20 protein-coding genes are annotated in these 22,618 nt (G+C 47.3%); 9 read left to right on the forward strand and 11 right to left on the reverse strand.

All coding sequences use genetic code 11. The annotated features are described in order from the left end of the window. Positions 1-224: 224 nt before the first annotated feature. Entirely contained in the window at positions 225-1,481 is a 1,257-nt protein-coding gene (locus R7Z10_RS05720; RefSeq protein WP_017819812.1) for an adenylosuccinate synthase, read from the reverse strand. A gap of 105 nt (positions 1,482-1,586) precedes the next feature. Here R7Z10_RS05720 and R7Z10_RS05725 point away from each other — a divergent pair, with 105 nt between their 5' ends. The 3 genes from R7Z10_RS05725 (at position 1,587) to R7Z10_RS05735 (ending at position 3,560) form a co-directional block, all read left to right on the forward strand. Next, positions 1,587-2,456 carry a LysR family transcriptional regulator gene (locus R7Z10_RS05725; protein ID WP_005373812.1) on the forward strand — a complete coding sequence of 290 codons (870 nt, stop codon included), beginning with the start codon at positions 1,587-1,589 and terminating at the stop codon, positions 2,454-2,456. Positions 2,457-2,475: 19 nt separating this feature from the next. Further along, positions 2,476-2,868: a ribosome recycling factor family protein gene (locus R7Z10_RS05730; protein ID WP_017819813.1), complete on the forward strand. Its 393-nt coding sequence runs from the start codon at positions 2,476-2,478 to the stop codon at positions 2,866-2,868. A gap of 77 nt (positions 2,869-2,945) precedes the next feature. Beyond that, the gene (locus R7Z10_RS05735; RefSeq protein WP_017633575.1) at positions 2,946-3,560 is read left to right on the forward strand and encodes a LysE family translocator; all 615 of its coding nucleotides are present in this window, start codon (positions 2,946-2,948) and stop codon (positions 3,558-3,560) included. A 93-nt stretch (positions 3,561-3,653) separates the two neighbouring features. On the opposite strand, the gene R7Z10_RS05740 is transcribed toward R7Z10_RS05735, so the two are convergent. The 6 genes from R7Z10_RS05740 to doeA form a co-directional block, all read right to left on the reverse strand. Next, positions 3,654-4,175, reverse strand: a complete 522-nt coding sequence (locus R7Z10_RS05740; protein WP_054574550.1) for a DUF2058 domain-containing protein — start codon at positions 4,173-4,175, stop codon at positions 3,654-3,656. A gap of 172 nt (positions 4,176-4,347) precedes the next feature. After that, positions 4,348-5,751: an aspartate aminotransferase family protein gene (locus R7Z10_RS05745; RefSeq protein ID WP_053304591.1), complete on the reverse strand. Its 1,404-nt coding sequence runs from the start codon at positions 5,749-5,751 to the stop codon at positions 4,348-4,350. 41 nt (positions 5,752-5,792) lie between these two features. Further along, positions 5,793-7,313 carry an NAD-dependent succinate-semialdehyde dehydrogenase gene (locus tag R7Z10_RS05750; protein WP_213987123.1) on the reverse strand — a complete coding sequence of 507 codons (1,521 nt, stop codon included), beginning with the start codon at positions 7,311-7,313 and terminating at the stop codon, positions 5,793-5,795. A gap of 155 nt (positions 7,314-7,468) precedes the next feature. Continuing rightward, complete coding sequence (locus R7Z10_RS05755; protein WP_005387046.1) at positions 7,469-7,948, reverse strand: Lrp/AsnC family transcriptional regulator; 480 nt, start codon at positions 7,946-7,948, stop codon at positions 7,469-7,471. A 123-nt stretch (positions 7,949-8,071) separates the two neighbouring features. After that, the gene (doeB, locus tag R7Z10_RS05760; RefSeq protein WP_115386511.1) at positions 8,072-9,079 is read right to left on the reverse strand and encodes a N(2)-acetyl-L-2,4-diaminobutanoate deacetylase DoeB; all 1,008 of its coding nucleotides are present in this window, start codon (positions 9,077-9,079) and stop codon (positions 8,072-8,074) included. A 54-nt stretch (positions 9,080-9,133) separates the two neighbouring features. Next, positions 9,134-10,321, reverse strand: coding sequence for an ectoine hydrolase DoeA (gene doeA / locus R7Z10_RS05765; RefSeq protein WP_318104293.1), 1,188 nt, complete (start codon positions 10,319-10,321; stop codon positions 9,134-9,136). Between the two features lie 271 nt (positions 10,322-10,592). On the opposite strand from doeA, the gene R7Z10_RS05770 reads away from it, so the two are divergent. Then, positions 10,593-12,026, forward strand: coding sequence for a PLP-dependent aminotransferase family protein (locus R7Z10_RS05770; protein WP_081248204.1), 1,434 nt, complete (start codon positions 10,593-10,595; stop codon positions 12,024-12,026). A gap of 68 nt (positions 12,027-12,094) precedes the next feature. On the opposite strand, the gene R7Z10_RS05775 is transcribed toward R7Z10_RS05770, so the two are convergent. Further along, positions 12,095-13,069, reverse strand: coding sequence for an AraC family transcriptional regulator ligand-binding domain-containing protein (locus R7Z10_RS05775; protein ID WP_318104295.1), 975 nt, complete (start codon positions 13,067-13,069; stop codon positions 12,095-12,097). 131 nt (positions 13,070-13,200) lie between these two features. Between R7Z10_RS05775 and R7Z10_RS05780 the strand changes: the two genes are divergently transcribed. From R7Z10_RS05780 to R7Z10_RS05790, 3 genes are read left to right on the forward strand one after another with little or no spacing between them, the layout of a single operon-like run. Continuing rightward, on the forward strand, positions 13,201-13,962 hold the full coding sequence (locus R7Z10_RS05780) for an SDR family NAD(P)-dependent oxidoreductase (RefSeq protein WP_132937006.1): 762 nt from the start codon (positions 13,201-13,203) through the stop codon (positions 13,960-13,962). A 40-nt stretch (positions 13,963-14,002) separates the two neighbouring features. Next, positions 14,003-14,515 carry a 2,4'-dihydroxyacetophenone dioxygenase family protein gene (locus tag R7Z10_RS05785; RefSeq protein ID WP_132937007.1) on the forward strand — a complete coding sequence of 171 codons (513 nt, stop codon included), beginning with the start codon at positions 14,003-14,005 and terminating at the stop codon, positions 14,513-14,515. Positions 14,516-14,519: 4 nt separating this feature from the next. Continuing rightward, positions 14,520-15,578, forward strand: a complete 1,059-nt coding sequence (locus R7Z10_RS05790) for a zinc-binding dehydrogenase (protein WP_318104299.1) — start codon at positions 14,520-14,522, stop codon at positions 15,576-15,578. A gap of 82 nt (positions 15,579-15,660) precedes the next feature. On the opposite strand, the gene R7Z10_RS05795 is transcribed toward R7Z10_RS05790, so the two are convergent. Both R7Z10_RS05795 and grxB read right to left on the reverse strand, forming a co-directional pair. Beyond that, positions 15,661-16,785: an alkene reductase gene (locus R7Z10_RS05795; protein WP_005498138.1), complete on the reverse strand. Its 1,125-nt coding sequence runs from the start codon at positions 16,783-16,785 to the stop codon at positions 15,661-15,663. A 10-nt stretch (positions 16,786-16,795) separates the two neighbouring features. Further along, positions 16,796-17,425 carry a glutaredoxin 2 gene (gene grxB / locus R7Z10_RS05800; RefSeq protein ID WP_104980458.1) on the reverse strand — a complete coding sequence of 210 codons (630 nt, stop codon included), beginning with the start codon at positions 17,423-17,425 and terminating at the stop codon, positions 16,796-16,798. Positions 17,426-17,623: 198 nt separating this feature from the next. Between grxB and R7Z10_RS05805 the strand changes: the two genes are divergently transcribed. Further along, the gene (locus tag R7Z10_RS05805) at positions 17,624-18,559 is read left to right on the forward strand and encodes a LysR family transcriptional regulator (protein WP_170893103.1); all 936 of its coding nucleotides are present in this window, start codon (positions 17,624-17,626) and stop codon (positions 18,557-18,559) included. On the opposite strand, the gene R7Z10_RS05810 is transcribed toward R7Z10_RS05805, so the two are convergent. After that, complete coding sequence (locus R7Z10_RS05810) at positions 18,512-19,423, reverse strand: LysR family transcriptional regulator (protein ID WP_171342633.1); 912 nt, start codon at positions 19,421-19,423, stop codon at positions 18,512-18,514. The two genes, R7Z10_RS05805 and R7Z10_RS05810, sit on opposite strands and share 48 nt — an antisense overlap. A gap of 220 nt (positions 19,424-19,643) precedes the next feature. Here R7Z10_RS05810 and R7Z10_RS05815 point away from each other — a divergent pair, with 220 nt between their 5' ends. Next, the gene (locus R7Z10_RS05815; RefSeq protein ID WP_318104304.1) at positions 19,644-22,523 is read left to right on the forward strand and encodes a Six-hairpin glycosidase-like protein; all 2,880 of its coding nucleotides are present in this window, start codon (positions 19,644-19,646) and stop codon (positions 22,521-22,523) included. Positions 22,524-22,618: the final 95 nt, after the last annotated feature.

Below are 22,618 nucleotides of genomic sequence, written 5' to 3' on the forward strand. Positions count from 1 at the left end.
CCTAATTGACGTGCTTCTTTAACAAGTGAGATGTGCTAGTAACGTGCACAACGTGTTAAGCCCTATAATTTATTGATTTATAAATAAAGGAGGTAGGAGTCTCGTGATGAGGTTACTAAACATGAATTTAACCGTGCAATTTTTCAAAGTTTACAGTGTAAAAAAAAGCGGCTTTACCCCGGAACAGATAAAAGCCGCTTGCCAATGATGTGTTAATTCACATCTTATCGCATAATCATTTGTTCACGACCAGGACCCACAGACACCATTTTTACTGGTACGCCCATGAGTTCCTCAATGCGTAGAACGTATTTCTGTGCTGCTACTGGAAGCTCTTCAAACTTACGACAACCAGTGATGTCCTCGCTCCAGCTTTCCATCTTCTCGTAGATTGGTGCAAGAGAGGCAGTTTGAGGCCAGATTGGGTTTTCGTTGTGGTCGCCTTCGTAGCCAACACAGATTTTCAGATCGTTAAGGCCAGTCAAACAGTCTACTTTAGTTAGCGCAATTTCAGTTGCTGCTTGCAGTTCAACACCATTCTTAGTAGCGACTGCGTCGAAGTAGCCCATATCGCGTGGACGACCTGTAGTTGCACCGAACTCGCCTGCAAGTTCGCGGAAAGCATCTTGCTCTTCCATTGCAGTGATCAACGTACCAGTACCTACTGATGAGCTGAATGCTTTTGCAACCGCAATAACGCGCTCAGGGCGAAGTGCCGGAAGACCACTGCCGATACCCGCGTACATTGATACAACGTTAGAAGATGTTGTCCAAGGGTACTCACCGTAAACAAGGTCACGACCTGCGCCAAGCTGTGCTTCGAACAATAGTGTTTTGTCTTTCGCTTGTAGTTCTTTTAGAGGAAGCGTTACGTTGCAAATTGAATCGCGCCAAGGTGCAGAAACTTCTAGCAGCCAGTTCGCCAGTTCTTCAGCGGTTTGTTCAAACTCGAACGTCGGGTAAAGTGCACGCAGTTGCGGCAGTTTCCAATCCATCATGAATTGAAGGCGTTCAACCAATACTTCTGGTTGCTTCAACCAACCAACTAGGATGCCTTTCTTCATTACGCGGTCACCGTACGCAGGTGCAATACCTTGACGAGTTGAACCGTATGCTTTGTCGCCTAAACGTTGTTCTTCTAGCGTATCTTCTAGTGCGTGTAGAGGTAGACACAGTGTTGCGCGATCAGAGATGCACATATTCACTTTTACGCCCGCTTCTTCAACTTCCGCAATCTCCTGAGACAGCAACGCAGGGCTGATAACCATACCCGGACCTAACACTGCCAAACAATCTGGGTTGAATACGCCACTTGGTAGCTGGTGCAGCTTAAACGTACCTAGATCGTTAACCACGGTGTGACCCGCGTTGTTACCACCTTGGAAACGAATGCTCGCAGAAGCTTGCTCTGCCAAAAAGTCAACGATGCGGCCTTTGCCTTCATCACCCCAGTTTGCACCCACAACAACGATAGACGACATAATTTAATCTCCAAAAACAGATGCAAAAATCTTAAGACGTTCGCCATAATAAGAGAAATTAATTATACTCATTAACTTGATAAGAATTTCATATCGGAATTGGCAATGTTAGATTTGAACTGGCTGCGAACCTTCGTAACTCTTGCAGAGGTAAAACATTTCGGCAAAACAGCGACGGAACTGCACATGACGCAGCCGAACGTAAGTTTGCATATCAAGCAGTTGGAGCAAGCCACGCGCACGAAATTGATTGAGCGAAATCCCGTGCAGTTGACGCAAGCGGGGAAGCGTTTGTTAGCTACGGCGCAGCGGATGCTCAATGAGCTGCAAATTTGTCAGTCGGATCTCAATGCCATCAACGATCTTACGCAGGGGACGCTTTCTATTGCGGCGAGCGATATTGTTTCACGTTTACTGCTTATCAAACCATTTCAGCAATTCAAAAGTGAATATCCGGGGATCGACTTGGCATTGTTCAACACCACATCTTCTCAAGCGGTGGATTTGGTGAAAAGTGCGCGTGCCGATATCGGCTTTGTTATCGCACAAAAAGAGAGTCAACCGCTGCATTTTACGCCTCTCACGCAGATTCACTGGTGTGCGTTTGGCGATAACATTTTTGAGTGGCAAGACAATCGAAAAGAGAGCCAGACGCTGATCCTGCTAGGGCACGATACTCGAACCCGAGAGCTGATTGATGCGTCTTTACCTGAACTAAATCTGCCTAAGCATCGCGTGATGGAAGTGGGCAGTGTGGAAGCACAAATTGACTGGGCGGAAGCAGGGTTTGGGACTGCTATTGTGCCGGATTTCTCGCTCGATCCGAGATTAAAGCTTTCTCGTGAAGTTACGCCTTTGCCAAGTTTTCCAAACACTGATTTCGGCTACATCGTGCGTCAAAATCAGGTGTTATCCAAAGCGGCAAAACAGTTGTTGGCTTGGGTTGGCGAGAATGTGTCGGTGGTTGAGGGCTAAGGCGATGAAAGAAAAAGCCATGAAAGAAACGAAGATTACGATTTCGCTCCCATCCTTGATTCACCGTATTGGGGGTGACCATGCCAAGCGAGCGAAAACACTCGCAGCAGAAAAACAGTGCGATCTTAAGAGAATTAGACGATCTCGTCACTGGCAAATCTCAGGCGAGGCTTTGGATGTAAAAGCGTTTTTAGAGCATCTCAAAAACGAAGAAGCAGAGACGATGCGATTTGCGATCAACAAAATCGAACAAGCTCTACTTGCTCACCAAGACAAATTGGAACCTTTGGACGTGAAGTTGATACGTTTGGTGAGACAAAACCCAAACATCACCTTAGCGGAGCTGATGGCTGAAACGAACTGCACGTTAGTTCAAGCTCGCACGGCACGATTTGATGCTGAGTTGCTTTAAGATCGGTTTGTGGTTTACTCACTTTATTAACAGATGTTAGGGTACCGATCAATATCACTCACTAAGACCATTTTATTATGGATATTTGGCAGCTTCTCCTTTTTATTCCTGCTTGCTTCGCTCTAAATATGGCTCCAGGCCCAAACAATTTATTGGCAATGAATAATGCGCGTTGTTACGGCTTTAGGGCCGCGTTTACGGCCAGTTTAGGCAGAATTGCCGCTTTTTCAGCAATGATTGCGTTGTCTGCATCAGGTCTGGCTGTGATTTTGTATACGTCAGAAATGCTATTTTTGGCAATAAAGCTGGTAGGGGCGCTGTATCTACTGTGGATTGCGTTCAACCTTTGGCGTTCAGAGTCCAGTCCGATCTCTGACTTGGACAATTCGCGCAATTACGCAGGACTTGCGAAGCAAGAATTTACGCTTGCTGCTGGCAACCCGAAAGCGATTCTTATTTTTACTGCATTCTTGCCGCAATTTGTTGATGCCAATGCCAACGTTCAAGAGCAGTTTTTTGCCCTTGGCTCGACGTTTTTGATATTAGAAATGGTCGCCATTTCAATCTATGCCATCTTTGGTTTGTACTTGAGACACTGGTTTTCAAATCCAAAAATGGCGAAACGTTTCAATCGCGGATGTTCGTTGTTTTTAGCTGCATCAGGTGCGAATTTGCTTCTAAGTAAGCAATAACAAAACATCATCTCTGTAGATTATTTTTCTATAAAAAAAGCCGCTGATGTTACATTAGCGGCTCTTTTCGTTGATGTATCGATTAATTTATTGTTACCACATCAAATCGTCAGGCACGACGAAATCTGCGTATGGATCGTCTTCTGCTGGAATGTCCGATTCAGGTTCTTTTTGTTCGATGATTACGGACTCATCACGTTGAGTAATTTTATTCGCTACTCCACGTGGAATGACAACATAGCTTTCACCAACAATTGCGATTGCCAAAATACCTTTGATCAACTGCTCGCGGATAAGTGAATCTACATAAAGTGATTTCACTAGCGTACCGTGAGTGAAGTTGTATTTGATGTCGCCATCTTTTAAGTCGATCTTGTTCATCTCAATCAATTGATTGATCTGCGCTTTGATCTCTTTATTTAATCGCTCAGCATTTTGTTGCTCGCTCAATTGTTTATCACGCTCTAACTGTTGGCGTTTATTCTCTTCAACCGCCGCTTTTACTTCGCGTGCTTGAACGCGTGATTTTTTAGAGCCTTTCTTCGCTTTCTTTAGTTTCTTTTCATTAACTAAGCCAGCTTTCAGCATTTGTTCTTGAAGGGTAAGTTTTGCCATGTTTTATCCAGTTAGTGCGCAATTTTGGGCATTTTACCCACTATTGCCACTTGTAGTAAATAATAGTGCTTTCTATGGGTCTAAAATGTTTGGTTGGCTTGTTATCTCTTTAATGGAAAGTGCAAAGCGGGCCTTCTCCAAAGCCCGCGAGCATTACTGAAATCTAGGTGGGTTATGGTTGCCACTGTTTAGATGTGACGAGGTTATCCATCACTTTGTTTACCGCTTGATGCGCTTTGTCGACAATGGTGTCTATATCGTTGCGATTCGCGATAAGCGGTGGAGCAAAACCGAGGATGTCACCATGTGGCATAGCGCGAGCGATTAAGCCTTGCTCTAAACAGGCCGCCGCGATTTGCGGGCCTACTTTCAAGTTTGGATCAAAGTGTGCTCGGCGAAGCTTGTCTGAAGAAAACTCCAACGCATGCAACAAGCCAACGCCACGAGTATCACCGACTAATGGATGATCGTTAAACGTCTCTGCCATACGTTGCTGCAAGTAAGCGCCGACTTCGGCCGCGTTTTGCACTAAGCCTTCACGTTCAATGATATCGAGGTTGCAGTTCGCGGCTGCCGCTCCCATTGGGTGACCAGAGTAGGTATAACCGTGTCCGATAGCGCCCCATTGGTCGGTGCCGTTTTCTAGCACACTCCAAACTCGTTCACCGACGATCACGCCAGACAGCGGTTGATACGCTGAGGTTAACCCTTTCGCTACCGTGATGAGATCTGGTTTCATGTCGTAGTGGAGTGAGCCAAAATCGGAGCCGAGGCGACCAAAGCCACACACCACTTCATCCGCAATCAAGAGTACATCGTATTTGTCGAGTACTTTGCGAATCGCCTGCCAGTACCCTGCTGGTGGTGGCACAATACCGCCAGTACCGAGCACTGGTTCCGCAATCATTGCTGCTACCGTTTCTGGGCCTTCTTCCAAGATCATCGCTTCGAGTTGATCTGCGCAATATTGAGAGAATTCAAGCTCAGACATACTCTCGTCTTCACGGCGATAATAATATGGCGCGATGGTGTGTTTGATACGCTCAAGTGGTAAATCAAAATGGGCGTGGAACAACGGTAAACCTGTCATTGAACCGGACGCGATACTTGAACCATGGTAGCCGCGGTCACGCGAAATGATTTTTTTCTTCTCTGGTAGACCACGAGCATTGTTGTAATACCACACCAACTTAAGTTGAGTTTCGTTCGCGTCGCTGCCTGACATGCCGTAGTAAACTTTGCTCATGCCTTCAGGCGCCATTTTGATGATGCGATCTGACAGTGTCACGAGCGCTTCGTTCGTATGACCGACGTAAGTGTGGTAGTACGCCAGTTCTTTGGCTTGCTCATAAATCGCATCGGCCATTTCGGTCCTGCCATAGCCAATGTTTACACAATACAACCCGGCAAAGCCGTCTATCAGCTCGATGCCTTCTGAATCGGTGATGCGTATTCCGCTTCCGCTCGAGATAATTCTTCCCGGAAGCTCCCCGGCCGCATACTGCTTCAGGTGGGTTGAGGCATGAAATACTCTCTGACGATCGATCTCTAAAAGTTGTTGGGTTTTGTTACTCATGATCCTTCTCCTCGAATAATTGGATATCCATATTTCGTGCCTCAACTGCCACTGACGGTTGGTAAAGCGCCTAAGCAGCAGTATTTGATTTCACTGTATTCTTCAAATCCGTGACGGCTTCCTTCTCGTCCAAGACCAGACTGTTTCACGCCGCCGAATGGGATAGGGTGCCCTGTCATTTTGACGGAGTTCACGCTCACCATGCCAAACTCCAAACCGCGCATGCAGTGCCAAATTTGGTGAATATCGTGACCATAAACATAGGCAGCTAAGCCGTACTCAGTGTCGTTGCTCATTTCAATCACGGTATCTAAGTCTTGGTAAGGCAATACGCCTGCCACAGGACAAAAATTCTCTTCGCGATACACCGCCATTTCAGGGGTGACATCGGCTAGCAATGTCGGCGCGAAGAAGTTTTCGCCTGGTACGGGCTGGTGGTATCCCGCTACCAATCGTGCGCCTTTGTCGAGCGCGTCACGCACCAAATCATGCGCTTTATCCACCGCAGTGCGATTAATAAGCGGTCCCATGGTGGTTTTTTCGTCTAAGCCATTGCCCAAAACGATGTGGCTCATTTTTTTGGCAAATGCTTCCAAAAATGCTTCGTACTTATCGTCAGGGACGAAAATACGGTTTGCGGCCAAGCAGTCTTGTCCTGCGGTTTGAAACTTCGCATCCACGGCGGCTTTGGCTGCTTGCTCGACATCCATATCTGGCAGCACGATGAAAGGGGCGTTACCACCTAGCTCCATACTGCACTTCTTCACGGTTTGTGCCGCGTCGCGTAGCAATAGTTTGCCTACTCGAGTTGAGCCTGTGAACGAGAGCGCTTTGACTTTATCGGAGTGGCACAAGGTTTGTGACACCATCACCGCATCGCCAGTGATCACGTTAAATACACCAGGTGGAAAGCCAGCTCGGTCTGCTAACTCTGCCAACGCTAACGCAGAAAAAGGCGTTTCACTGGCGGGCTTAATGATCACCGGACAGCCTATTGCTAGTGCGGCAGCGGCTTTGCGTGTGATCATGGCATTAGGAAAGTTCCAAGGCGTAATCAGTGCTGCGACACCAATTGGCTCGCGCACCGTTGATAGCTGCGCATTCGGAATATGACTTGGGATGGTTTCGCCATAACAGCGGCGTGCTTCTTCGGCAAACCAACGAACAAAGGATGCGCCGTAGTCAATCTCACCTACAGCATCACCTAGTGTTTTTCCTTGCTCCATCACCATCAAATGGGCAAGATCTTGCTTTGATTCTAGAATCAGGTCGTGCCAACGCATGAGAATTTCAGCGCGCTCTTCTGCTTGCATTTTTCGCCATTGACGAAAGGCTTGGTCGGCTTCATCAATCGCTTGATAGAGTTGTTGCTGAGATAGCTTAGTGATGTAACCGATGACCGTGCCATCTGCTGGATTATCCACCGGATGAAATTGATCACCACTTACCCATTTGCCATTCACGTACGCTAAACCTCTCACCAAACGTACGTCTTTCATTATCGCCATCATGTCGTGCGAGGCTTTTAATTCTTCAGCGTGTAAGCTGTGCAGTGCTGTCATGAGTCCTTCTCCCAGCATCGTTGTCCATAATGAAACTGTAATGGAGAAGTGACCGAAATAATTTCTGATACCGAGGTTTAAAACGTCAGAACTTTCTTTTTAGTGCCGTTAAATATGGTGTTTTTTCTGTTCACGCCTGATACGCATTTTCCCTTTTATAACAAAGCGTTTTGGTTTACTTCGAATGTGCCCGCATCACGTTTGATTGTTTTTGTCACAATGTAAGTAAAGTAGCGCTCAATGCCCACATCTGAGTCTAACCAGTTGTCGATAAGCCGCTGATATTGGTCGATATCTTCTGACTGAATTTTAAGGATGTAATCGATACCACCGCCCGTGGCATAGCAATCAGTGACTTCTGGTGAATGTTGAACCAGTTGCTCGAAGCGTTTGAACGCTTGGGCGTTGTGTTCTTTGAGCGTAACTTCAACCATAACCGACGTTCGTTTGAACAAAATATCGGTATTTACTTTTGCTCCGTAACCTTCAATGATGCCTGCTTCTTCCAGTTTTTTGACGCGCTCCCAGCAAGGGCTCACGGATAGGTTGATGGCCTCGGCAAGGTGAGATTTGGTGATACGACCATTATCATGAAGTATTTGTAGAATTTTTACGTCGTAGCGATCGAGGCGCATTATGAGTCTCCCTGTTGAATACTAATCATTTCATAAAGGCTGATGACTGGTCGCTGTTATAAGGTGCTTTCCAGTTTGCTTCTGGTATGCCATTTGTTTTGATTTCTTTAGTTGGCTTTTCAATCAGCCTATCTCGCCGCAGTCTTCGGCTATAACTGCGATAGTGTCACCGATATTCACCATAGCAGGAAAACGACGTGCCGCGAAAATACCATTGCGCTGTGACTTGTACTCAACGGGGGCGGTACCTGTGCGCTCGGTCGAGAAGATTCTCACTAATACATCTCCCTTTTTGACGGTATCGCCAAGATCAAATAAGTATTCTGTGATGCCGTGGTGCTGGCTTTGCACATAACAACTTGCATCAGGCATATCTAATAACTTAGTTGGTTGGGTTGGTTGTTCGTAGTCACCGGGCAAGTTGCCTGAGAAGCGCAAGAAGTTGCGAATGCCACGGTCGGAATAAGCGATTGTTTCTGGAGTGCTTGTTCCGCCTCCTCTGAGTTCGGTGGTAACAAAGATTTTTCCCTGAGACTCCACGGCAGTGTCATACAGGCTGGTGGCGTCCATTTCGAGCAAGATCATGGTGTAAGGTGCGCCAAACAGTTTTGCACCTAATATGCAGGCTTCTTCTTGATCGAGATTGTTGAGACGATGGGCAGCGGCGAACGGAACGATATCTAACGTTTTACCACCTGAGTGAATGTCTAACGCAAAATCGCACTTAGGAACTAGGTAACGAGTAAAATAATCCGCAATTTTCTCGGTCACTGTGCCTATGGGGTTGCCGGGAAAGCTGCGATTTAAATTCCCCTTATCGATAAACGACGTACGTGAGGCATTTTGTACCGCAGGTAAGTTCATCATGGGTACAATAATGACACGACCTTGGATTTGATCTGCCTGAAGCGAGTTCGTCAATTTTAGCAGGCTGGTGATGCCTTCGTATTCGTCACCGTGATTACCGCCAGTAAGCAGTGCGGTTGGTCCGTGACCATTTTTGATCACGGTGATAGGTATCATAATACTTCCCCAAGCGGAGTCGTCATGTGAATAGGGCAGCGTTAAAAAGCCGTGCTGTACACCTTCTCGGTCAAAGTCTATGGTGGCTGTGATCGAGCTTTTTTGCATATCAAGTCCTTTTAGTTCTCAGACCTGGCTCAACAGAGCTTAAGGTTTGAAAAATTAGTGTTTAACAAATAAGTGGCGTGGAAAATCACACAATGTTTTTGCTCCATCATGGGTAATGACGATACTTTCCGTTGTTTCTAACCCCCAATCTTTGAACCACAGCCCCGGCATAAAATGGAATGTCATACCTTCTCTCAAGATGGTTTTATCGGTGTTTCGCAAACTCATGGTTCGTTCCCCCCAATCTGGCGGGTAGCTCAAACCTATTGGATAGCCACAACGGGCGCCTTCGCGTGAGAATCCCGCTTTATCGAGAACCTGGTTTAGTGCATTGGCGATGTCGGCGCAGGTATTTCCGGGCTTTGCCACTTTCAAGCCCGCTTCAAGTCCTAGAGTTAGGGCTTCGTCGGCTCGTTTGAACTTGTCGTCAGGCTCGCCAAGAAAAATAGTGCGTGAGAGTGGGCAATGGTAACGGCGGTGCGCCCCTGCGATTTCAAAAAACGTCCCTTCGCCTTTCTTGAAGGGTCTGTCATCCCAAGTCAGGTGAGGTGCGGAAGCATCAGAACCTGATGGCAAAAGCGGCACAATCGCGGTGTAATCGCCAAAGTGGTCTTCATGCCCGAGCACGGCTTGGCGGTTAATCTCGGCAACAAGGTGGTGTTTCGGTAATCCTGGTTCAATCATGTCGAACGCGACACGGTGCATATTTTCAACAATGCGAGCGGCACGGTACATGTACGCCAGTTCTTGATCGGATTTAACGGCGCGGCACCAGTTGACTAGTCCAGTTGCATCGAGAAGTTGAGCATTCGGTAGGTGCGTGGTGAGTGATTCGTAAGCGGTGGCGCTAAAGTAATAGTTATCTTTTTCTACACCGATGCGACCACGATCCCAAAGGCGCGGAGCCAGTACGGCTTCGACCAGGAAATCCATCGGGTGTAGCGGCGGATTCATTACATAATGGTCTGGATAGTAGGTGATGTTTTCTGCCGACATATACGCAGTCCTGTATGCTCCGTTGGCATCTTGGCAGCGTCCAAACCAAACTGGCTCATCAGATGGACCAACAACGACACATTGTGGCACGTAAAAAGACCACCCATCATAGCCTGTCAGCCACGCCATGTTAGAAGGGTCATGAATGATAAGGACATCCAATTCTCTTTCTTCCATCGATTGCCGGACTTTCGTTAACCGATCCTGGAACTCATCCAGTGTAAAATGCAAAGCAACGCCTCTCATATTTTCTCCTTGTTAGAAATCCGACGCCTTATGGGCCTTCGGAGACGCTGAGGTATTTCTACCTTCTACCAGCTAGCCAGATCTGCGTTAAAAATGATTGCAATTTACCTCTGGGGTTGTATTTGGATTAAACGATGCTGTTTAACATGTTTGTTTAACCCATACATTTCATGTCAATCATTACAATTGTGGTTTATTTTTGTGCATTTCACCTCGTTTTGTGAGTTAAAGTTCGCCATTTGTTAAATGTAAGTTACAATTAGCGTTAAAAATGAATCAATTAAAATATTGTGTCATGACAATTTCTTTGAACCCGATCATTCGGCCAGGCACCGCTAAATACATCTCCATTGGTAACTATCTTGTCGAATGTGTCCGCAGTGGTTATCTAAAACCGGGGACTCGATTACCCACACATCGTGAGTTTGCAGAGCAAATTGGCGTCAGCGTACAAACGGTGAGCCATGCATATGGTTATGCAGAGAAAAAAGGGGCGATCGAGTCTTGGGTTGGGAATGGTACTTTTGTCAAATCAGGTTTTGTGGATGAAAGTACGGACACGGAGTTCATGCTGACACAAGAGATGAAAGAAACGCCGGATGAAATTGATATGTCGATTGCACATCCAGTGGTGACCGATCGCCACATTACGCTTTTTAATCAGGCGTTAATGGAGATTGCTGGGCAAACAAACAATCGTGGTTTGATCAGTAAAGCAAAGCCGGTAACAGGTCAGCCTCATCATATTGAGTCAGGAGCACGATTTCTAAGTAGCCAAGGGCTGGATGTAGGTGCCGATCAAATATTACTCACAAATGGTGCATGCCATGGTTTAACGTTGGCTTTAAGCACAGTTGTTGAACACGGTGATGTAGTTGCTTGTGGTCACTTGGTTGATCATGGCTTGATCTCTCGCTCGAGAATGCTTGGATTTAAGTTGCAACCACTTGAAATGGATGAGTTTGGTATAACGCCGGATGCATTTGAATGGGCATGTAAACACAAACCAATCAAGGTATTGTGTTGCACACCGAGCATGGCTAACCCGACTAGTGCGCATATGGATGTTGCACGCCGAGAGGCGATAGCGAATATTGCGCAGCAATACGACATCTATGTAATTGAAGATGACGTGTATGGAGCACTAGAACCTAACCGTGTCCCACCCCTTGCCACATTGTTACCCGAACAAGCTTTCTATGTCACCAGTTTAACCAAAGTTGTAGCGCCAGGCATGCGCACTGGCTATCTGACGGTCCCACGTCATTTTTTGCAGCACGCGATTGGTCGTTTAGCGGCAACGAGTTGGTCTGCGACTCCATTACCATTTGAAGTCGCTCATTTGTGGATCGAAAACGGTACGTTAAATCGACTTATTCGCTTTCAAGTCAATGAGTTTGCTAAGCGACAGCGAATAGCAAAAGCCGCTTTAGAAGGGCATGTTTATAGCTCGCACCCGAATGGACAGCACATTTGGTTGAGACTACCCGAGCAGTGGAATAGCGATGACCTGGTTGCTTCGGCAAAGCGTTCAGGGGTGCAGATCACTGGATATAAACCGTTTGTTCTCGATACTAATCAGCCAATGCCTTACGTGCGAATCAGCTTGGGAGCAGAAACAAACCGAGGCTACATCAAACACGGGTTATCTGTGATTGCTGAAATTCTCGATACCAACCCTCCCACCTCACACTTTTTGGTCTGAGCGATAGGTTATCTATGCTTTTATCTGATGGGCTTAAACGTTTGTAACTGAGTTTTTTCTTGTCGCCATTATCTCGGCGATTTCCCCGTCCAACGGCGAAAGTGGCGGCTGAAGACCGCAGTTTCTGCATAGCCCAGTTGCAACGCGATATCGGTAATACTCTGAATATTCTCATGCAATCGCTGTTCGGCGAAATCCTGACGCACTTGTTGTAAAAGCTGCCGATAATTTGTGCCCTGTTGTTTCAGCTTGTTTTGCAGCATTCTCGGATGCAGGTCCAATGCTCTTGCAACGCGCTCAACGCTGCATTCTCCGGTTGAGAGCAGACGGCCAATCATGTTTGCTGCTTGGTCACTGAGATTGTTGGGGTAACGGGTTTGCAGCTCTTTGAGGTGCTGTTGAAAATGGCGCTCTAGTGCGTCTTCATCTTGGTGGTTCTTAGCGTTAAGCAGAGTCGCTTTAAGTAGGATACCGTCAAACTTATCACTGAAACGCAGTTTGTTCTGCTGGGCAAACTTGCTTTTTTCTACTTCCAATGTTGCGTGTTGAGTCAAATGTAGCGCGAAGTGACTTGCTTCAATATCAAGCAGACTGGCAATAAACATCGCCAGATGCGACACACTGAGCTGCATCAGCTGTGCGATACCTCGTTCGCTGTGCACATCAATATTGAGCGACAACCGTACCCAATCATCTTGTGGCGTCATGTTGAGAGTGACCCCTGACGAATGCAGATAGAGAAAATCATTCACCCGCGCCAAGGCTTCACCGACCGTTTGCGCCCGGGAAACCAGCATTGGCAAGTCTCCCAAGCTCTGTAGGTTTTGACGCTCGGCGAGCAACACGCCAAACAGCGGTTGCTGACAACGAGCAGCCGCTTCCTCCAGCAATTCAGCCAGCCTAGGGTAGGCGAGATACGTATCGGGATTGCGAAACTGCGCCGCAGACAGCCCGACGGCAGCCATAATCTCAACCGGATTCTGCCCCAGTTCGGAAACCAAGCTATCAAATTTATCGGCAGCGCCACTTCGTACGATATACATGTCTCGATTTTTAAATGTTAACAGGTTGTAAATCGTAATGTATCAAATTTACTTCGCAAAAGGTCAAGTGAGTGTCAGTGAGTTGATCTAGGTTACATTTTGATAACAACAACGCGTGGATGAGAAGGTGTATGGAACTTATCAATAAAACGGCCATTGTGACTGGGGCAGCTGGTGGAATTGGCCAAGCCATCATTGCAAAGCTGAGAGAGCAAGGAGCCAAAGTGCTTGCTGTCGATATTTCAGAACAATCACTGCAAATGTACACAAGTTTTGACCCAAAGCAGTTGGGAACCTTTGTCGCGGACGTCACCGATTACCAACAAGTTGAAGCTATGGTGAAGTACGCGGTTGAACAGTTTGGCTTGCTTGACATCATGGTTAACAACGCGGGCATCGGTGCACCGAAACCTCTGCTTGACCACGACCCAATTGCCGATTTTGAGCCGATCTCTAAGGTCAACCAAAATGGCGTTTACTACGGCATTCTTGCCTCTGGAAGACAATTCCAAGCGCAAGGCACGCCGGGCGTGATCCTCAATACTTCTTCTGTTTACGCACGAATGGCGTCTGAGATGACCTTTACCTACAACGTCAGTAAAGCCGCAGTCGATATGATGACCAAATGCGCCGCATTAGAACTCGCACCATTGGGTATTCGTGTTTGCGCTGTCGCTCCGGGACGCGTTGATACTCCGATGTTAAGGCAATACGAAGAGATTGGCCTGTGGGACCACATCCGCAAAGAACAGATGCGTCAAAACTTCACACAACCAGAAGAGATTGCTGATGTGGTGGCGTTTCTGGTCAGCGAGAAAGCCAACTGTATCAACGGCTGCACCATTAGCGCATCTGACGGTTTCGAGAATTTTAAGTACCCACTTATGGGATAGGCGAGTACGCCACATTACAGCAATAGCGAGGATGTAAGTTATGTCATTACCAGAAGTTATTCAGCACCAAGATTTCTTATTAACTCTTAATACCAATGAGGAGTCGCTCATCAAAGACGCGTTACCGGGTGTGGATGTTTACCCGTTGTTTCTTGACCCAGAAAACGGTACTTGGGTGATTCGTGCCAAATTCAAGCCGGGCGTGACTTTACCTAAGCACTTCCATACTGGTGTGGTGCATTTCTATACACTGAGTGGCGCTTGGCACTACATTGAATACCCAGACCAAGCCCAAACCGCTGGTAGTTATTTGTATGAGCCAGGTGGTTCGATTCATACCTTTCACTGTCCAGAAGAGTCGGGTGGTGCTGATGGCTTTATGGTGATCCAAGGTGCGAACATTAACTTTGACGAAGAGGGTAACTTCATCAACATTATGGATGCAGGTTGGATTGAGCAAGTGGTGGTTGCCGCTGCCAAAGCGCAAGGCTTCACTGCGCGCTATATCAAACCGGGTGCGATTGCTGGCCTAAGCGATGAGCTAGCGGAGTAACCCCATGCAACAGATGAACAGTATTGTAATGCAGGATGGCCGAGTCCGCCTGCAGCAAGTCGAAATCCCTCAACCCGAAGCGGGACAAGTGTTGGTTCGCAGCCTTGCCTGTGGCATTTGTGGCTCCGACCTTCACATTACTCGACACGCGGATGAGGTATTTGATGTATTCCACCAGCTCGGGTTGATGCCTGATGAATCCGGTGAGCACGCTCAAGTGATGTTAGGGCACGAGTTCTGTGCGGAAATTGTCGAATACGGTGCCGGTACGCAGCAAACGTTGTCCGTTGGTAGCCGAGTCACCTCTGTGCCGATGTTGCTCAGTCAAAATGGCGCAGGCGTTGGTGTTACTCCGGGTACTTATGGTGCTTACTCTGAGTACTTCCTGCTTGATGAAGCGTTATTGCTGCCTGTCCCAGACGAAATGCCGTCTGAGGCGGCGGCGTTAACCGAGCCGCTGGCGGTCGGTTTGCACGCGGTCAATCGCAGTGAAATCGAAGCGGAAGAAACCGCGCTGGTTGTCGGTTGCGGCCCTATAGGGCTGGCGGTGATTGCTGCACTGAAACAACGTGGCGTGAGCAATATTCTTGCGGTCGATCTTCAGGAAGAGAAACTGCAACTTGCTAGTGAGTTTGGCGCAAATCGATTGATCAACCCGACCAAGGAAGACGAGATCGCCGTTGGTGAGCAGTACGCGATGAACTCACGTCTGGTCATTTATGAGTGTGTGGGCAAGCATACCTTGATTGACGATTTTCTGCGCCGCGCCCCTGCCCGAGCGCGAATCGTCATCTCGGGTATCCATACGACACCCGCAATCATTAACTACGCGTACGCGACGGTAAAAGAGCTCGATTTGAGATTCTCTTACTACTACCAACCGCACGAGTTTGAGCAATGCCTACAAGCGATTGCCGAACATAAGTTGCCTTGGCAGAAAATGCTCACCGCCAAAGTGGGAATCGATGGTGTCGAAGACGCATTTACAAAGTTAATGACGCCAAATGATCACATCAAAGTCGTTATCGAACCTTGGCGCAGCGGCGCGTTAGAAGTGATTTAACTCTTAGCCAGATTAAGCTAGCTAAAACCAATTTTAGTTTGGTGACAGCCCCAACCGTAGCAGCTAGGTTGGGGCTTTTTTGTTAGGCCTGTTCTGCGCATTCCTGTTGCAGAGCAGGGTAATCGGTGTAGCCTCGTTCGTTTCCGCCAAACAACGTTGAGCCATCGAGTTCTGCCAACGGATGGTGATGTTGCAATCGAGAGACCAAGTCTGGGTTTGCTACGAATGGTCGTCCGAATGCGACAAGATCCGCGTAGCCTTTCTCTAACACTTCGTTTGCTCGTTGAGGATTGTAGCGACCTGCGACAATGATAGCGTTGCGAAAGCGCTTTCTAAGTTCGATTCGGAACGTCTCTGGAATCGTTGGTGCATCGGCCCAATCGGCCTCGGACAAGTGCAAGTAGGCAATGTCGCGCTCCTGTAGCTGTTTTGATGCCTCTAAGATCGTTGGCACGATATCTGGGCAGTCCATATCTTTAAACGTAATGAATGGTGCCAATCTCACTCCAACTCGATGCGCACCAACAGCGGCGATAACTGCATCCACTACTTCGATAAGAAAACGGATACGATTTTCTCGTGAACCGCCGTAGTTGTCTGTTCGATGGTTTGAATTGGTTCTTAAGAACTGGTCTATCAGATACCCATTCCCGCCGTGGATTTCTACACCATCAAAACCCGATTCAATAGCGCGTTTGGCTGCGTTCGCGAAATCACCGACAACTCGGTTGATATCCGCTTGTGTCATGGCGCGTGGCTCAACACAATCGACCATATTGCCGTTGCCTTGTTCATCTGCAATCCAAACTTGCGTCTCTACCGGAGCGAGCGCAGATGGCGCGATAGGCTGTTCACCATTTTGGAATGTTGGGTGAGACACTCTGCCCACATGCCATAGCTGACAAAACATCGCTGCGCCTTGTGATTTGACCGCTTGGGTCACACCCTGCCAGCCCGCCACTTGCGCATCGGTGTAAACGCCAGGGGTGAACGAATAGCCTTGAGAATCGTCCGAAATTTGCGTGGCTTCGGAAATGATCAGCCCGGCAGAAGCGCGCTGTTGATAATACGTTGCCATCATCTCATTCGGGATGTTGCCCGGCTGAGTGGTGCGTGCGCGAGTCATTGGTGCCATGACAATACGGTTTTGTAGTGACAACGCTTTCAGTTGAGCTGGTTCAAACAGCTTATTTGTTCTTTGTTTCATGATGCGCTCCTTAGATAAGTACTGGCACGTTGGTCGCTTTACGAGCGGTTGCCATCCAGTGAAGTACGGCTGGATCCCATTGCACTTCGGGCGCACTGAAAAAACCGCGTAGAATGGAAAACATAATGGCTTGATCAACCAGTGACGTTTGCTTTTCTGAACTTAGGTTGAGCAAGGGTTTAGTTTGTTCTATCAAAGCGGCGACTTCTTTCGCAATCGCTGGTGTATCGTTAATCAAGGCTTCAAAATTTAACGCTTCGGTTTCTTTTTTTGCACGCCATGCTTGTTTAGCGCTTTCTGTTGCAAATTCCGGTAACGTCATGTTTGACCAACGCGGATACCCGACTTTTTGTAGCGGTAAAAACGCTTGTTTTTGCCAGTCTAAAACCGGTGCTGAGGGTTGGCTGCTTTCATTGGAAGATGCCAATTCAAGGAAGTAGTTGATGATGTCTAAGCTTTCCGCCATCGCTTCACCATCGTCTTTGATCAAAAGAGGAACTTGTTTAGCGCCGATGATGTTTGTGGTGGTGCTCTCGTCGTCATAAGCAATGTTGATGACGTCGAGCTGAATATTCAGCATGCCTGCAACAAAACGGACGCGGGCGCTAAAGGGGCAATGTTCATAAATGTACAGTTTCATGTTTTGTTTCCTATCTCTGGCTGGGCAGGGCGTGTTGTTGTGCGTTGTACAGCGTTACGGCGTTTAACTTTGCCCTGTCACATAACGTTCTGGGTCTAAACAATGTCGATAGGGCCAGTATATGGATTCGACTTAATTTGATAATTGGGTAATATCTGAATTGATTATTCAGTTTCTCTAAACAATAAGGGCGCGAAGATGGATAAGTTTTCGGATATGACGTTGTTTGTCAGCATCGTTAAACATCAAGGTCTGGCAGCGGCGGGAAGGGAGCTAGGTTTATCTCCAGCGACGGTAACGGCAAGGCTGCAAGCGATAGAAGAACGCTATGGTGTAAAGCTGCTCAACCGAAGCACACGCCACGTATCACTCACGGACGCAGGGGCAATGTACCATCAAGCTTGTCTGAACATCATTGATAGCGTGAAAGAGACGGAAAACTTACTTCAAACTGGTATTTCGGAAGTGCGCGGAACGTTGAAAATTTCAGCTCCACGAGATATTGGCAAACAAATTATTTCGCCGATGGTGTCGGCTTTTTCTGAGCAATATCCGGATGTGACGCCTTATCTTTATCTTAATGACAATTTATCGAACTTGGCTGAATCGGGGCTCGATTTAGTGATTCGTTACGGTGAGTTAGCGGACAGCAATCTCATCTCGCGCAAGCTGGCGTCGAGTCAACGTGTGCTGTGCGCGTCACCTGATTATTTGGCGAAGCAAGGTGTCCCAAACTGTCCACAAGATCTCGCGGACCATCGCTGCTTAGCCATGGTCCGCAGCAATGAAGAATTAAAAACGTGGCACTTTAAAGATGAAGAATCTCACCAATCGATCACGGTCACGCCGAAGCGCTTTTCTGATGATGGTGAAGTGATCCGACAATGGGCGTTGGACGGTGCGGGGATTGCGTTGAAATCGATTTTAGATATTCAGCAAGACCTCAAAAAACAACGTTTAGTAACGGTTTTGGATGGGTATATGAAAAACTTCAGCGCCTTTTCGCAAGGCGCTGAAGCGGATCTACATGTCATTTATCAAAGCCGCCAATATCAACCGAAAAGAGTTCGCCTGTTTTTGGACTTTCTAGTTGAGCAATTTAGCGCGCTGAGTGATGCCAGCAATCAGATCTAGATGCGATTCAGAGGTTTCGCGGCGGTGGCGATAAATCCCGACGGTGCCAGGGTTTGGTTCGTTTTCCATGGTTAAGCATCGTAAGCCAAAGGATTCCAAATACGGTTTCAGGTGGCCGGTATAAGACATCACCGCGACGCTTTCTTTCAGTACATCAATACTGGCGAGCAGAGAATCCACTTCGTAAGTCGGTCTGTCATCCAGTTGCTGCCTTTCGCGTTCATTTTGCTTCGGGATTGGGTTATCGATGACGTGAGCGAATTTCTTAGCGTCATAAGTGACCGAAAGAGCGGGGTATTCGTGCAGCATATCTTCGGTGACGGTTTTCCCTAGAAGTGGGTGGTTTGGGGAAACAAAATAGGCATCAACCGTTTGAAATAGAGGAATAAACGTAACATCGCATTTAGACGACAATCCGACAATCTCGTGGCCGATGAAGAATTCAATCTGTTCGTTGATTAATGAATCCATCAAGCCTAAGTGGTTGCCAAATTCGACGTGCGTAGATGCCGAAGGCTGCTTGGTCAGATGTTCATTGAGTGCTTTTTGGACGAACAGCGGCCACCACGCATCGCCAGTACCCATTTTAATTTTTCCGACTTGGTATTGTTTCCGTTCATCAATGCTTTGCATCATTTGGTTGTATTCATGCTGCATCGCGTTGCTATGGCGATAGAGGATGCGTCCGTATTCGGTCAATACCATGCCATTAGGGTGACGTTCAAACAGCGTCACGCCGAGATTCTCTTCCAGCTTCTTTAAATTGCTTGTTACCGTTGGCTGGCTTAACCCTGCCATTCTTGCCGCAGCGCTGATGCTTTGGCAGCGTGCAACCAGTAAAAATTGCTGCAGAGATTTGTCCATTTTCTTTCCCCTCTAAGAACGAGGGGTATTTTGCACAATTTCATTTATAAATCACAAATCTGTAATCTCATTTGATTGAAATTATGCGCATTTCATAGATCTACATCACTGTTGGGGTTTGACGTATAGATGTTATCTATAGCTCGCTCCTGACTTCCTATTTTCCCCTCAAAAGGGTGTTCTTTAGACTGTCGCCAAAACAACAATCTAAGGGATGAACATGAAACCGAGTTTTATTGCGCTTGCTGTCGCGTCTTGTATTGGTCTTGCTGGATGTGGGTCAGATTCCTCTGATGCGCCTGTGCCGGTCGACAAACCAATTATTTCAGCCGACTTATATTTACGTGGTTTAAATGGGGATTGGGGCACGGCAGAGCATGCCAAGCTAAACTATTTGGGTAATAACGAGTACGAAACCGTACTGCGCGTCGCCCGAGGTAGCAATCAGTTCAAGATTGCTGATCCGGGTTGGCAGATCCAATACACCTATTTTGAGGAGCCCGCGGCGTTCGATAAAGCTCAAGAGTACCTGCCAAAACCAGACACGAATGAAGCGTGTATGAACGATGATTGCAACTCTGAGATCACGTTTGAAGACAAAGGGTATTACAAGTTTTCTGTGAGCTTTGCCGATGAAAGTCGCGCGACAATGACTGTGACGAAAGCAACGCAAGAAGAAGCGGAAAAATACTACTCTGATGCGATTCTCGACCCTGCAATGGTGCATGAAGGGCATCAGAGCAGAGAAGTGAAACTGTTCGCCAATTACGATGACTCGAGTGATACCGTGATTTTCTCGGTGAAAGATCCTAAAGCTGAACTGCGTGAATTTGGTATTTCAACGACGACAGAATTGCGTGATGCGCTCGACCAAGGCTTAGTGATTAATGAACAAACAGGGCCGCGAGTGGTGTCGGATGATGTCGCGTTTGATGCGTTGTTTGCGTTGACGATGAAAGAGCTAGACCAGCTTGCTGTTTCTGAAATCAAAGACGGCAATTACAACTACAACAACCCAATCAAAGCGGAAGTTTTTGAGACGGGCGCGAAGTGGCATTACGTGTGGACGCGTGATTTGGCGTACGCAGCAGACCTTTCGCTTGCATTGATGAATCCAACTCGCGTGCAGAATGGTTTGAATTTCAAATTGTCTGCTTTCCGCGACACGACCGATCAGCAATACGATGGCGAGCAGATTGTGCAAGATACGGGCACTGGCGGCAGCTGGCCAATTAGTACCGACCGCACGACTTGGGCGCTTGGTGCTGAACGCTTACTTTCGGCATTAGATGGGGAAGAGTACAACCAATTTGCTGAGCGCGCTTACAAAGCGATCAGTAATACACTTGAAGCCGATCGCCTGGCGGCTTTTGATGCGAAATCCGGTTTATACACTGGTGAGCAATCATTCCTCGATTGGCGTGAGCAAACGTATTCAACGTGGACGCCAAACGATGTCAATACGATTGGGAGCAGCAAAGCGTTATCGACAAACGTGGCTCACTACCGCGCGATTCAGCTCGCGGCTAAGTTGGCAGAGAAGTACGATTCAACCAACGCGGTCAAATACACCGATTGGGCTGCACAGCTAAAAACCGCTATCAACGAGCAGTTTTGGAATGCCGAACGCGGTATGTACGTAAGTTATTTGTTTGATAATGGCAAAGACATCGCGGTCGACAAATATGACATGTTGGGCGAAGCACTTGCGATCATCAGTGGTGTGGCAAGTGATGCGCAGGCGAAACAAATCATGGCCAATTACCCACACAGTGAGTTTGGCGTGCCGGTTTACTTCCCTCAGCAACCGGACGTGCCTGTGTACCATAACCGCGCAATTTGGCCATTTGTTACCGCGTACAGCTTGCGCGCCGCGCATCAAACACAAAACGTGGCAGCAGTGAACAATGCCATTCAATCGTTGGTTCGTGGTACGGCAACTAATTTATCCAACATGGAAAACTTAGAGTGGCTTTCTGGTAAGTCATTCATCATCCATAGTGATCATGGCGAAGATCCGAGCTTGGATGGCCCAGTGATTAACTCTCAGCGTCAGCTTTGGTCTGTGGGTGGCTACTTGAACATGGTGGTAGAGACCCTATTCGGCATCCATACCGAAACAGGCAAGTTGGAAGTGAAGCCATTTATCACAAGTTGGGTGCGCAATAATTTGTTGGCTCAGTCTGAACAAATCACGTTGGAAAACTTTGCCTTCAAAGGAAAGAACTACTCGGTAACGATTGACTTGCCTGAAGTAAGCAAAGATGAAACAGGTTACTACCCAGTTGAAAATGTCACGATGGACGAAGAGGGGCATTTCCACGTGACACTGGGCGCGCTTGTGAATGTAGATAGTAGCATTACTTTAGTTTCTGGGGTGAAACCGTATGTGAGTGAAGATAGCCGCGTATATTCTCCGCAAGAGCCAACATTGGTGGTAAAAAGCGTTGATAATTCGGTTTCGATTGACGTGACGAGCAAGTACAACGTGAACTTGTATCGCAATGGCGAGCTGATTCAAAAGAACGTGATTGCTCAATCTTATTCCGATACGCCAACAGGTTTTGCTTGTTATTTGGCTGAAAGCATTAACGATAAAGGCTTCCGTTCTAACCCAAGCCAACCAGTTTGTGTCGGTGAAGAGATCCGCATCAAACTTGATGGCGAATATCAGCCACTCAAAGACAATATCTCAGTGGTTACGGTGAGCAAAGAGAGTGGCGTTGTAAAAGGTTCAGAGTCGTTTACAGCCCCTGTAACGGGCACTTACCAGTTTGATGCTTGGTACAACAATAACCTAGGGCAACTTAATACTGGCATCACGAACACCGTGAAACTGTTAGAGGTATTGGATGATGCAGGTAAAGTGGTTGATCAAGGTTACTTGCAGATGGGCCATATTGGTGAAAACCAAGGTATGCGTTACTCAACGCCAATAGAAGTGACGTTGGAGCAGGGAAAAACCTATCAGATCGCGTTGAAGGACCACTTCAATATGAGTTACCTCAAATCGAATGAAACCTACATTTACGCTGGTGGTATTGAGGGTGAAAAAAACGAAGCGCAAATCGCAGATATTCGAATCACACCTTTAATGTAGGCTGTTTTAACAAAGCAGTGTTCTAGAAAACTGTGTTCTAAGAAAGACAAAGCCGCTGAGATTATCAGCGGCTTTGTTGTATTTGCTATCGGTGG

The organism is Vibrio sp. Vb1018, assembly GCF_033338775.1.
Lineage (GTDB): Bacteria > Pseudomonadota > Gammaproteobacteria > Enterobacterales > Vibrionaceae > Vibrio > Vibrio alginolyticus.